Source organism: Kitasatospora sp. MBT63, from assembly GCF_000710465.2.
GTDB lineage: Bacteria > Actinomycetota > Actinomycetes > Streptomycetales > Streptomycetaceae > Kitasatospora.
Window position 1 is genome coordinate 11,433 of the sequence record NZ_JAIZ01000591.1, and the last position, 11,682, is coordinate 23,114.

Annotated in this window: 14 protein-coding genes and 1 pseudogene; 7 read left to right on the top strand and 8 right to left on the bottom strand. The window is 74.8% G+C overall.

Annotated features, from left to right (window positions below):
• On the top strand, positions 1–196 hold a 196-nt coding region (locus AA75_RS52610; RefSeq protein WP_033823706.1), incomplete at its 5' end, for a DUF5926 family protein.
• A 242-nt stretch (positions 197–438) separates the two neighbouring features.
• Here the strand turns inward: AA75_RS52610 and AA75_RS31355 are convergent.
• Positions 439–1,155, bottom strand: coding sequence for a bifunctional DNA primase/polymerase (locus tag AA75_RS31355; protein WP_082526972.1), 717 nt, complete (start codon positions 1,153–1,155; stop codon positions 439–441).
• A gap of 501 nt (positions 1,156–1,656) precedes the next feature.
• On the opposite strand from AA75_RS31355, the gene AA75_RS31360 reads away from it, so the two are divergent.
• A complete protein-coding gene (locus AA75_RS31360) occupies positions 1,657–3,087 on the top strand; it encodes a PP2C family protein-serine/threonine phosphatase (RefSeq protein ID WP_082526973.1) in 1,431 nt (476 codons plus the stop codon).
• 151 nt (positions 3,088–3,238) lie between these two features.
• Entirely contained in the window at positions 3,239–4,720 is a 1,482-nt protein-coding gene (locus AA75_RS31365) for an aminopeptidase P family protein (RefSeq protein WP_033823707.1), read from the top strand.
• An 84-nt stretch (positions 4,721–4,804) separates the two neighbouring features.
• Here AA75_RS31365 and AA75_RS31370 read toward each other — a convergent pair whose 3' ends face one another.
• Positions 4,805–5,257, bottom strand: a complete 453-nt coding sequence (locus AA75_RS31370) for a rhodanese-like domain-containing protein (RefSeq protein WP_033823708.1) — start codon at positions 5,255–5,257, stop codon at positions 4,805–4,807.
• 133 nt (positions 5,258–5,390) lie between these two features.
• Here AA75_RS31370 and AA75_RS31375 point away from each other — a divergent pair, with 133 nt between their 5' ends.
• Positions 5,391–6,428, top strand: a complete 1,038-nt coding sequence (locus tag AA75_RS31375; RefSeq protein ID WP_233289277.1) for a helix-turn-helix domain-containing protein — start codon at positions 5,391–5,393, stop codon at positions 6,426–6,428.
• A 28-nt stretch (positions 6,429–6,456) separates the two neighbouring features.
• Here the strand turns inward: AA75_RS31375 and AA75_RS31380 are convergent, their stop codons facing one another.
• Positions 6,457–7,233, bottom strand: a complete 777-nt coding sequence (locus AA75_RS31380; RefSeq protein WP_033823709.1) for a MerR family transcriptional regulator — start codon at positions 7,231–7,233, stop codon at positions 6,457–6,459.
• Positions 7,234–7,447: 214 nt separating this feature from the next.
• Here AA75_RS31380 and AA75_RS31385 point away from each other — a divergent pair, with 214 nt between their 5' ends.
• Positions 7,448–8,200: an aquaporin gene (locus AA75_RS31385; protein ID WP_233289279.1), complete on the top strand. Its 753-nt coding sequence runs from the start codon at positions 7,448–7,450 to the stop codon at positions 8,198–8,200.
• Between the two features lie 46 nt (positions 8,201–8,246).
• On the opposite strand, the gene AA75_RS31390 is transcribed toward AA75_RS31385, so the two are convergent.
• The 5 genes from AA75_RS31390 to AA75_RS31410 all read right to left on the bottom strand — a co-directional run bounded on the left by AA75_RS31390 (position 8,247) and on the right by AA75_RS31410 (position 10,679).
• Positions 8,247–8,663, bottom strand: a complete 417-nt coding sequence (locus tag AA75_RS31390) for a PPOX class F420-dependent oxidoreductase (protein ID WP_199520460.1) — start codon at positions 8,661–8,663, stop codon at positions 8,247–8,249.
• 75 nt (positions 8,664–8,738) lie between these two features.
• A complete protein-coding gene (locus AA75_RS31395) occupies positions 8,739–9,161 on the bottom strand; it encodes a MarR family winged helix-turn-helix transcriptional regulator (protein WP_033823711.1) in 423 nt (140 codons plus the stop codon).
• A gap of 76 nt (positions 9,162–9,237) precedes the next feature.
• Positions 9,238–9,576, bottom strand: coding sequence for a thioredoxin (trxA, locus tag AA75_RS31400; protein ID WP_033823712.1), 339 nt, complete (start codon positions 9,574–9,576; stop codon positions 9,238–9,240).
• A 27-nt stretch (positions 9,577–9,603) separates the two neighbouring features.
• Positions 9,604–10,044: a MerR family transcriptional regulator gene (locus AA75_RS31405; protein ID WP_033823713.1), complete on the bottom strand. Its 441-nt coding sequence runs from the start codon at positions 10,042–10,044 to the stop codon at positions 9,604–9,606.
• A gap of 104 nt (positions 10,045–10,148) precedes the next feature.
• Positions 10,149–10,679: a cupin domain-containing protein gene (locus tag AA75_RS31410; RefSeq protein ID WP_082526975.1), complete on the bottom strand. Its 531-nt coding sequence runs from the start codon at positions 10,677–10,679 to the stop codon at positions 10,149–10,151.
• Positions 10,680–10,860: 181 nt separating this feature from the next.
• Between AA75_RS31410 and AA75_RS31415 the strand changes: the two genes are divergently transcribed.
• Positions 10,861–11,310 carry a nuclear transport factor 2 family protein gene (locus AA75_RS31415; protein WP_033823714.1) on the top strand — a complete coding sequence of 150 codons (450 nt, stop codon included), beginning with the start codon at positions 10,861–10,863 and terminating at the stop codon, positions 11,308–11,310.
• 144 nt (positions 11,311–11,454) lie between these two features.
• Positions 11,455–11,682 (top strand): annotated as a pseudogene (locus AA75_RS31420) (hypothetical protein); the annotation flags it as partial.

Below are 11,682 nucleotides of genomic sequence, written 5' to 3' on the forward strand. Positions count from 1 at the left end.
CGGCTCGTTCCGCGCGCACGGGCTGACCGTGCCGGTCTGGGACCTGCCGCTGGAGATGACCGCGGCCGACTGCGAGAAGCCCGCCGCGGACTTCGCCGAGAAGCTCGCCGCCGCGCTGCGCGAGACCGCTCCGCTGACCGCCGAGGAGCGCCGCTCCCGGGCCAACCTGGTGAACCGTCAGATCACCCTGAACTGACGCCAGGAGTGCGCGCACCGGCGGCCGGGGATCGCCGCCGCCGGTGACGGCTGTCACAATTCAGGCACATCGGACCAGGTCGCGGAAGTTTCCAAGACCCGGTCCGCGTGGACAAATTGGCGCGCACGCGGATCTTTGTTACTGTTTTAAACAGTCCGGTCGCTGGTGCATCCCCCGTCGCCAGCGGCCGGGCCTTTCGTTTTTCCGGACAGTACGTCATCGCACCGCAGGAACGGTCCCGTTCAGAACGGCAGCCGGCTGCCGTCCGGCGCGGTGGTGGCGACCGCGATCAATCCTCCGAGCATCGCCGCGACTTGCGGGAGCCGGGTGGCGCCGGCCCGCGGCGGACGCACCCAGTGCACCGGCCCGGCGCCGGTGCGGGACGGCGGCAGCAGCAGGTAGCCGCCCGGCCCGTGGTAGCGCAACGAGCCCGGCACCCAGGCGCGTTCCGCCAGCAGCCCGCCCAACTCGTCGAGGGTGTACGGGGCGACCAGCAGCAGGTACCGGGACGGGGTGGCGAGCACCGGACCGAGCGGGACCCCGATCCGGTCGAACCAGGCGAGCAGCCGGGGACCGGCCGACGCGGGCACGCTCACCGCGCAGACCGTACGCCCGGTGGCCACCAGGACCGGCGCTCCGGGCGCGCGCCGCTCCCACCACCAGCGCACCATCCGCGGATCGGTGGTGGCCGCGAGCAGGGCCGGCTCGTGCGGGTGGGCGCCGGGCACCGGGCAGCAGACGTCCCCGCAGGCGCACGGACCGGCCGCGCCGCGCACCGGTCTGGCCCCCGGGACCACCGGCCAGCCGAGTTCGGCCGCGGCGAGCGCGGCCGCCAGCACCCGGCGGCGGCCGCCCGGCCGCCAGAACGCGGTGTCCCGCCAGAAGCCGGGCTCCAACCGGGCCGTGGGCCGCCACGACCCGGCCCGCCGCCACTGCTCCAGTCGACGTGTCCGACGCATGGGCACTCGTTCCTTTCCGCGACCACGGTGCTCGGGACCGTCGATCGGCGCGACGGCCGGCGGTTGCCGCACGGCCCGGCCGAGGTGACCCAGGGTTGGGTTGGGTGAGGGGCGGGGCCGGTGCGACCGGCCCGCTGGAACGAGAATCCCTCATACGTCCGGATGGACGCCTCCCCGCGCCGAGCGGTTCCACCGTACGAGTGAGCCGAACCCGGCCCGGCCGGTGCCCGAGGGGGCGGAGCATACGATCCGGACCGCCGCCTGACGGGCCGTCGGAGCGGCCGCCGGCCCGAGGGGGCACCGCCGGCCCGGTCCGGGCGGCGGTCCGCGGCGGGCGGACCGCGGCCGGAAGGCGGCGGTGCGGGCCCCGCAGGAGTTCTGGACATGCCCCGATCGGCCTGTGTACAAGTGGTGGATTGTTGCCGAGTAGTGAGATAGCTGTCGTTCTGGGCGTTGCCGGGGGTCCTGCGTGACACGTACCACTTTGCGGGGAGTTCCGACATGACCGATGCCCGGCCGCTCCACCTGGTGCCGACCGAGTCCACCGCGAGCGGCTCGCCCCTGGCGGGCACCGGCGCCGGGTTCCCCGCGCCGGCCGGCCCCGGGACGGCGCCGGACCGGCTGCTGCCCGTCTTCGCCGACGAGGGCGCCGCCGGCCTGCAGGACCGTTTGGCCGGATGGCTGTCCGATTTCACCAGCCTGCACGAGCACACCGAACTGCTGGCGCAGGCCCGCGGGCTGACCGCCGCCCTGGACGCCGTGCTCGCCTCCGGCGCGGCCCTGCTCGGGGCGCCACGCGGGCTGGTCACCACCGTCGGCCGGGGGGCCGGCCGCCCGGTCGGGCTGGGCCTGGACCGGGCCGGGATCGGTGCGCTGGAGACCGTCCCCGCCGAGCACGGCCCGTTCGCCGGACTGCTCAGCCGCCCCTCCGACACCGGCCGGCTGCTGATCTGCGACCTGGCCGAGGACCCGGGTGTGGGCACCAGGTTCCGCGAGGTCGCCGCCACCCTCGGCCTCGGCGCCTGCTACGCGCTGACCCTGGCCACCGAGCAGGACGGCCCGCTCGCCGCGGCGGTCTGGTTCTACGACGAGCCCGCCTGCCCGGACGAGCGGCGCCGCCACCTGGTCGAGCGCTACTGCGAGTTCGCCGCGCCGCTGCTGGCCCGCCAGCTGGAGACCGACCGGGCCCTGCGCGCCACCCGGGCGCTGCGCCGCAGCCTGCTGCCCGACCACCTGCCGGCCGTGCCCGGGGTGCGGCTCGCGGTCCGCTGCCACCCGGCCACGCTGGAGCACTCCTGCGGGAGCGACTGGTACGACGCCATCGCGCTGCCGGACGGCTCGCTCGGGCTCACCGTCGGCAGTGTGTCGGTGGACGGCCCGGGCACCGGGGCGGCGGCGGGCGCGGCCGCCGCGATGGGCCGGGTCCGGGCGGCGCTGCGCGCGTACGCCGTGCTGGAGGGCGAGGACCCGGTGTCCGTCCTCGGCGACCTGGAACTGCTGCTGAAGACCACCGAGCCGGCCCGCTCCGCCACCGCCGTCTACGCCTGCGTCGACCCCGTCGAGCGCCGGGTCAGCCTGGCCGGCGCCGGGCACTGCCCCCCGGTGCTGGTCACCCGGTACGGCGCGGACTTCGTGGAGACCTCGCTGTCCGCGCCGCTCGGCATGCTCAGCTGCTGGGAGGCGCCCGGGGTGGAGTTCACCGCCGAACGCGGGGACGTCCTGGTGCTGTGCACCGAGGGGCTGGCCCGGCGCTGCGGTCCGACCCTGCACGCGGGGCAGGCCGCGCTGCGCCGGGCCGCCGCGGACGCGCCCCGGGACGTGCGGCACGACCCGGACCTGCTCTGCGCCCACCTGCTGTCGGCCCTGGTCGGTGACGGCCCTGACGAGGACGCCACCGACGACCTGGTGCTGCTGGCGGTCCGCTTCGAGTGACCGCGGCCGGCTCCGGGGGCGGCTTCCGGCCGTCCTGCGCCTCCCGAACGGGTGATCGGTCCGGCATCCGTACCATGGGAGCCAAGGCCGCCCACCACCCCGCGATCCGGGGTGCCCGGGGCGGCACCACGCGCGCAAGGAGGCGACGTACGTGACCGAGGACCGTACCCCGGCGGTGGCCGACAACCCGGAGGGCCAGACCGCCGAGGAGGAGATCAAGGGCCGCAAGAACGGGCTCTACTCGGAGGTCTCCGACGAACTCGCCGCCTCGATGAAGACCGGCTGGGCCGACACCGAGCTGCGCGGCCTGGAGCCGGTCGCCCAGGCCCGGTACGCGGCCGCCCGCCGCGCCGCGCTGTCGGCCGCCTTCCCCGGTGAGCGCCTGGTCGTCCCGGCCGGCCACCTGCGGGTGCGGGCCAACGACACCGAGTACGCGTTCCGGGCGGCCAGCGAGTACGTCCACCTCACCGGCGACCGCACCGAGGACGCCGTGCTGGTCGGCGACCCGGCCGGCGACGGCCACGAGTTCCGGCTGTACCTGCGGCCGCGGTCGAACCGCGAGAACGGCGAGTTCTGGCTGGACGGCTACGGCGAGCTGTGGGTCGGCCGCCGGCACAGCCTGGCCGAGGCCGAGCTGCTGTACGGCCTGCCCTGCCGGGACGTCCGGAAGGCCGCCGAGGAGCTGGCCGCCGACGCCCGCCCGACCCGGATCGTGCGCGGCTACGACGCCGAGCTGGAGAGCGCCCTCGGCGAGCTGCTCGACGCCGACCGGGACGAGGAGCTCAAGGTCTTCCTGAGCGGCCTGCGGCTGGTCAAGGACGAGTGGGAGGTCGCCGAACTGCGCGCCGCCTGCACCGCGACGGTCAAGGGCTTCACCGACGTGGTCCGGGAGCTGGACCAGGCCGTGGCCACCTCGGAGCGCTGGATCGAGGGAACCTTCTGGCGCCGCGCCCGGGTCGAGGGCAACGACGTCGGCTACGGCTCGATCGCCGCCGCCGGCCCGCACGCCACCACCCTGCACTGGGTCCGCAACGACGGCGACGTGCGTCCCGGCGAGCTGCTGCTGCTGGACGCCGGCGTGGAGACCGAGCACCTCTACACCGCGGACGTCACCCGCACGCTGCCGATCAACGGCCGCTTCGACGACCTCCAGCGCATGATCTACGACGCGGTGTACGACGCCCAGGAGGCCGGTATCGCGGCGGTCCGCCCCGGCGGCCGGTTCCGTGACTTCCACGACGCCGCGCAGCGGGTGCTCGCCGAGCGCCTGCTGGCCTGGGGTCTGCTCGACGCCTCGGTGTACGACGTGGAGAAGGTGCTGGAGCTGGGCCTGCAGCGCCGCTGGACCCTGCACGGCACCGGGCACATGCTCGGCCTGGACGTGCACGACTGCGCGCACGCCCGCCGCGAGTCCTACGTCGACGCCGAGCTGGTGCCCGGCATGGTGCTGACCGTGGAGCCCGGCCTGTACTTCCAGCTGGACGACCTGACCGTGCCCGAGGAGTACCGCGGCATCGGCGTCCGGATCGAGGACGACATCCTGGTCACCGCCGACGGCAACGAGAACCTCTCGGCCGGGCTGCCGCGCCGCGCCGAGGAGGTCGAGGCCTGGATGGCCGCGCTGAAGGGCTGATCCCCTGATTCGCTGATCCGCTGATCGCACCAGCGCGGCAGCCCCCGGCCGGTCGGCCGGGGGCTGCCGCGCGCGGGAGCGGCCTCAGCAGACCAGGCCGAGGTCGGCCGGCGTCGCGGTCGCCGGGTCGACCGGGCGGCGGCCCTCGGTCGGCCAGCCCTCGCGGATCCAGTACTCCAGGCCGCCGATCATCTCCTTGACCTCGCGGCCGAGTGCCGCGAGCCGCATCGCGCCCTTGGTGGAGCCGTTGCAGGCGGGCCCCCAGCAGTAGACGACCAGCAGGCCGGACGGCAGCGCGGCGACCCGCTCCGGGGTGATCGTGTCGAGCGGCAGGCCGACCGCGCCCGGCAGGTGGGTCTTGCGGTGCGCCCCCTCGGCGCGGACGTCGACCACGGTGAAGTCCTGGAGGCCGTCGCGCATGGCGTACCAGACATCGGCCGGGTCGGCCTGGCAGCCGAGCCGGTCGGCGAAGTGGGCGAAGGCGCGCTCGGGCGCGAGGGCGGGGATCTCGGTCACTGGGGAGACAGTGGCGCTCATCTGCGGACTCCTGGCGGTCTGTTGCGGGTGCGTTCCGACAGGTCGATCCTCCGGTTCGGGCACCGGAGGCCGACAGTGGCGTGGACGACTACACTCGCCAAGATCCCGCCAGCCTTCATCCCCGGGGAGCACAGTGGCCGAGCAGCGGACCGGCGGCCCGGTGGCCGTCTCCATCGGACGGCGCCCGGAACCGGTGCACACCGTCGCCGTGTACGCCTTCCACGGCATGGCGCCGTTCGAACTGGGCGTGGTGGTCGAGGTGTTCGCACTGGCCAGGCCGGAGGTGACCGGCCTGCTGGCGGCGCCCTGGTACGACGTCAGGGTCTGCGCCGACCGGCCCGGTACGGCGCTCGACGCGGTCGGCGGCTTCACCCTGACCGCGCCGCACGGGCTGGACGAACTGGCCGCCGCCGACACCGTCATCGTGCCGGGCGTCGCCAACCCGTTCGGCGGCGAGCCCTCCCCGGGCCTGGTCACCGCGCTGCGCACGGCCCACGAGCGGGGCGCCCGGATCGTCTCGATCTGCTCCGGCGCGTTCGCCCTGGCCGCCGCCGGGCTGCTGGACGGCCTGTCCGCGACCACCCACTGGCGGTACGCGGAACTGCTCCAGCAGCGCTACCCGGCCGTCCGGGTCGACCCCGACGTGCTGTACGTGGACAACGGCACCATCCTGACCAGCGCGGGCAGCGCCGCCGGCATCGACCTGTGCCTGCACCTGGTGCGGCGCGACCACGGTGCGCGGGTCGCCAACACGGTGGCCCGCCGGTTCGTCGTCCCGCCGCACCGGGACGGCGGCCAGGCGCAGTTCATCGAGGCGGCGGTCAAGCCGGTCGAGGAGCAGGACGACGGCATCGCCCGCTCCATGCGGTGGGCCCTGGACCACCTCGCGGCACCGCTCACCGTGCCGCTGCTGGCCCGGGCCGCCCGGATGTCGGACCGCTCCTACCTGCGCCACTTCACCGCCCGCAACGGCACCAGCCCGATGCGCTGGGTGGTCACCCAGCGCATCGCGGCCAGCCTGCCACTGCTGGAGGCGCCGGACGGCACGGTCGAGGAGATCGCCGGTGCGGTCGGCTTCGAGAGTGCGGCGACCTTCCGGCACCACTTCGGCCGCACCATGCACACCTCCCCCACCGCCTACCGGCGCACCTTCGGACGCGGGGTCGCCTGACGCCGGTCGGCGTCCGCTCGGCCGCCGGTCAGCCGCCGGTGTGGCGGTCGGCGTTGGCGATGATGGCGTCGTGCGTCCACTGCGCGAGGCCCACCGCCACCTTCTCGTAGGTGGCGGTGAAGCGCGGATCGGCGAGGTACATCGCAGCGAGCCCGCGGTGGATCTCGTAACTGCAGTCGTAGAACCGCGCCGTGATCTGCCGTCGGTGCTCCTCGGCCAGGTCCATGGCCCGGACCGAGCCCGCCGGCACCCCCGCCCGGAAGGCCTCCGCCTGGCGCGCCATCAGCGCGTCCGTCTCCGCCTTGACGGCCTCCCAGTCGGACTTGCCGTACCCGGACGTGCGCCGCTGGGACTGCGCCCAGGCCTCGGAGCCGCCGTACTGCTGCTCGGCCTCGGCCTCCCAGCTCTCGTCGTAGTCCGGGCCGAACACCTCGAACTTCTCCTCCGGGGTCAGTCGGATTCCCATCGTCCTCGCCTCCATCGCTCGTTCGACCGCCGCGGCCAGTTCCTGGAGGTGTCCGATCCGCTCACCGATCAGCCGGTGCTGCCGGCGCAGGTGCTCGGCCGGACCGACCGAGTGGTCGTCCAGGATGGCGGCGATCTGCTCCAGGGGGAACCCGAGCTCGCGGTAGAACAGGATCTGCTGCAGCCGGTCCAGGTCCGCCTCGCCGTAGCGCCGGTACCCGGCCGGGGTGCGGCCGCCGGGGGACAGCAGGCCGATCTCGTCGTAGTGGTGCAGGGTCCGCACCGTCACCTTGGCGATCTCGGCGAGCCGTCCCACGGTGTAGCTGTCCGTCGGGGGCATCGGGGTTCCTCCCTCCTCGTGTGGCTCCAGCCTGGATCCTCACGTCGCGTGAGGGTCAAGCGGCAGCGGCGGACCCGGCGGTCCCGGCCGGGGCACGGGTGCCGGGGGCGCACGCCGTACGAGTCTCCTAGCGGAACGCGCGGAGAGTGCCCCGCTCTTCGGTGCACCGGCCAATTGTCCCCGCACACCGCCGCTGACCACGATGAACGCCATGATGACGACTCCGCTGTCCCGGCGCCTGGCCGCCGAGGCCGTCGGCACCGCGGTGCTGGCCACCGTCCTGGTCGGCTCCGGTTTCCGGGCCGTCGGCCTGAGCCGGGACGGCGGGGTGCAACTGCTCGCCAACGTGTCGGCCTCGGTGCTGGCACTGGCCCTGCTGATCGCCCTGTTCGCGCCGGTGTCCGGCGGGCACTTCAACCCGCTGGTGTCGGCCGCCGCCTGGTGGACCGGGCGGCGCAGCGGTACCGGGCCGACCGCCCGCGAGCTGGGCGCGTACGTGCTGGCGCAGCTGGCGGGCGCGGTGGCGGGGACCGGGCTGGCGAATGTGATGTTCGGGCGGCCGTTCCTGGAGCTGTCGGGGCAGCGGCGGTCGGCCGGGCACCTGTGGCTGGCGGAGTCGGCGGCGACCGGGGTGCTGATCCTGCTGGTGTCGGGGCTGGTGCGCAGCGGGCGGGCGCGGCTGCTCCCGGTGGCGGTGGCGGCCTGGATCGGGGCGGCGTGCTGGGGGACGTCCTCGGGGAGCTTCGCCAATCCGGCGCTGACCTTCGGGCGGGCACTGAGCGACGGGTTCACGGGGATCGCGCCGGGCTCGGTCCCGGGCTTCGTGGTGGCGCAGTCGGTGGGTGCGATGGCCGGGCTGGCGCTGGCGGCGGCGGTGTTCGGGCGAGGACGGGAACGGGAACGGGAGCAGGACCGTGAGCAGGAGCGGGAGCGGGACGGTGCCCGGGAGCCCGCCGTCCCGCGCTGACGGCGGGCCCGCCCGTGGCACCGGCCCGGCGGGCCGACGGCCCGGGTCAGTCCGCGACGCCGCTCTCGGCGATCACCCGGTCGATCCTCAGCCTGACCAGCAGTTCGCCCGGGACGCCGTTGCGGGCGGCGTACTGCTCGGCCAGGTGCTCGCCCATGTAGCGGGCGGCGATCCGGCCGGCCCAGGCCCGGACCTCGGCCAGGTCCTCGCTGACCGTGGCGGTGCCGCGCACCAGCACGTACGCGAACGGCGGCCGGTCGTCGTCGACGCAGATCATCGCCCGGCCGTCGCGGGTCAGGTTGCGGCCCTTGACGGTGGTGCCGCCGGTGTTGAAGACCAGCTCGTCGCCGTCCAGCAGGAACCAGACCGGGGCGAGGTGCGGGCTGCCGTCGGCGCGGGTGGTGGCGAGTTTTCCGGTGCGGGTGCCGTGGGCGAGGAACTCGCGCCACTCGGGCTCGGTCATTCGGGTCATGCGCCCCATCCTGGCCGAGCCGGCCGCCCCGGGTGGGGCAACGCTCCGGGGCGGGCGGCCGCGGGCTCAGTCGGCCTCGCCGTAGCGGACCAGGTAGCCGGCGAACATCGCCATGTCCTCGTCCGACCAGGACTCGAAGCGCTTGGTGAAGGAGCGGCGGCGCTGCTGGTACGCCTCGGCGAGCAGCTCGGTACCGGCCTCGGTGAGCCGCAGCAGCTGGCCGCGCTGGTCGTCCGGGTCCGCCTCCCGGGCCAGCAGGCCGAGCCGTTCCAGGGCGCCGACCTGGCGGCTGACGGTGGACTTGTCGAGCATGAAGTGCGAGGCCAGGTCGGCGCCCCGGCAGGTCCCCCGCTCGTTCACCAGGTCGAGCATGCTGTAGGTGACCAGCGAGAGATCGGGGTGCAGCTGGGCGGCCTTGTGGCGGGCCCGGCGGGCGAACGCGGTGAGCTCCCGCTGGATGGTCTCCAGCGCGGCGTCGCGGTCGGGCATGAGGGGTGACTCCTTCGGATCCGGATGGTGCCCACCACGGTAGGCGCCCGCCGGGGATCCGGGGAAAAACGCCGGCTCAGACCAGGTCGGCGAGGTCGCGCAGCAGCCTGGCCTTGGAGCGGGCGCCGACCAGGGTCCGGACCGGTTCGCCGGCCTTGAACAGCATCAGCGTCGGCATCGACATGACCGCGTACGCGGCCTGGGTCTGCGGGTTGGTGTCGACGTCGAGCTGGACCACCGCGAAGCGGTCGGACTCCTCCCTGGCGACCTCGGCCAGCACCGGTGCGAGCATCCGGCAGGGCGGGCACCAGTCGGCGGTGAACTCCACCAGCACCGGCCGGTCGGCCGCCAGGACCTCCTGCTCGAAGTCGCCGTCGGTGACGGTCCGCAGTTCCGTTCCCAGGTCCGTTCGCATCTCCTGATCCCCTCTCGTCTGCCGTGCTCAGTTCCGGTGCGGCCCACGCGGCGTGGACAGCTCGCACTGCGGTTCGGGCCCGCCCGGGCGGACGGCCTCCCGTTCCAGTTCGGCCCGCTCCTCTTCGGCCCGGGCGAGTTGGGCGGCGACCTGGTCGCGGACGGCCTGCAGGCGGGCGAGGCAGTCGTCCAGCTCGGCCAGCTTGCTGCGGTAGACCTCCAGCGAGGCCGGGCAGGCGTCGCCCGCGGGGTGCCCGGCCTGCAGGCACTCCACGAACGGCCGGGTCTCCTCCAGCTCGAAGCCGAAGTCCTGGAGGGTGCGGATCTGCCGCAGCAGCCGCAGGTCCTCCTCGTCGTAGGCCCGGTAGCCGTTGACCGACCGCCGCGCGGGCAGCAGTCCGCGCGACTCGTAGTACCGCAGAGTGCGCGTGGTCGTACCCGCCCGCGCCGCCAGCTCGCCGATCCGCATGCCCCGACGGTAGACCTTGACCCGGACGTCAACGCCAGCGACCGGTCGGAGGGTCCTGCGCCGGGGCCGCGGGGATCCGGGCGCGGGGGCCGGGTCGCGGGGGGTCAGGTGCGGCGGTCCGGGCCGCCGGCGGCGGGGTCGGCGGCTTCCACGGCGAGCGGGCTGCCGGCGGGCAGGACGTAGGTCACGTACAGCACGACCGGCTCGGTGCCGAGGTTGCGGGCGTTGTGCACCTGGCGGGGTCCCGCGGGTTCGACGAAGGACTGACCGGCGGTGGTGGTCTGCACGGTGCGGTCGGCCAGGGTGCGGGTGAGCGTGCCGGACTGCACCACCGCGATCAGCTGGCCGTGGTGGTAGTGCCAGCCGGTCGAGCCGCCGGGCTGGATGGTGATCTCGCGCATCACCACATCGGTGCGGCCGGTGCTGCGGACCGCGACGGCGCCGTCGCTGGTGCCCTGGGCGAGCAGCCGCGCGGTGACCCCGGGGGCGGGGACGGCAGGTCCGGTGGAGACGGCGGGGACGGCGGGGACGGCGGCGGGAGCGGCGCCGGCGGCGGTCCTCGGCACCGCGGTGGGCCGGGTGACCGGGCCGGGCCGGTGTCCCCTGCGTGTCGCCGCGATCCTGCCGACTCCCATGGCCGTCCTCAACTGCCTCTCCGGAGAAGCCGGTTCGGCTCGACGCCGCTTCGGCCGGACACGATAGCCGACCTGACGCCGGATCGGACGTGCCCGGGAGGCAAGACACTTGCCCGAGCCTAACCGTTGCTGGATTATTCAAGGGTTAGGTGATCGCAGTCCGCCGAGGTCAGGAGCCTCCGTGTCCGAACCCGTCCGTCCCCCGCTGCCGCCGTTCACGGCGCAGACCGCCCGCGCCAAGGTCCAGGCCGCCGAGGACGCCTGGAACACCCGCGACCCGCGCCGGGTCGCACTCGCGTACACACCGGATTCCGTCTGGCGCAACCGCGACCGGTTCATCACCGGCCGGGCCGAGATCGAGTCCTTCCTCACCCACAAGTGGGAGACCGAACTCGACTACGCCCTCCGCAAGGACCTGTGGTCCTTCACCGACAACCGGATCGCCGTCCGGTTCCGCTACGAGTGGCGGGACGCCGACGGCCGGTGGTGGCGCAGCCACGGCAACGAGCTGTGGGAGTTCGCGGCGGACGGCCTGATGAGCCGCCGGGAGGCCTCGATCAACGACCTCGCCATCACCGAGGCCCAGCGCACCCTGCACGGCCCGCGCGCCGCCGGCGAGCCGTACGCCTGACCGGCCCCGGCCCGGCACCGGTACCGGCACAGGTACCGGGCGGCCGGTACCTGGCAGCCGGGGCCGTGTCCCGGTCCGCCGCGAACCGCCGGACGGGCCCGAGGCCCTCTCCCGGATGTCGGCGCCGGATGCCAGGATGGCCCCGTGCTGATCCCTGGAGAGGTCGACGGGCTGCCCGAGCCGGACGAGGGGCCGCAGGCGCTGCCCGGCTTCTGGGCCTCCTACCTGCCCCGGTACGCACTGCGGCCGGCCACAGCCGGCGGAGGCGCCCTGCCCGCGGACGCCCGCGGCGGGGGCGGGGCCGACGCCGGGCCGGAGGCCTTCGGGGTCACCCCGGCGCAGGCCGCCGAGGCCGGGGCGGCTCTCGCGGCC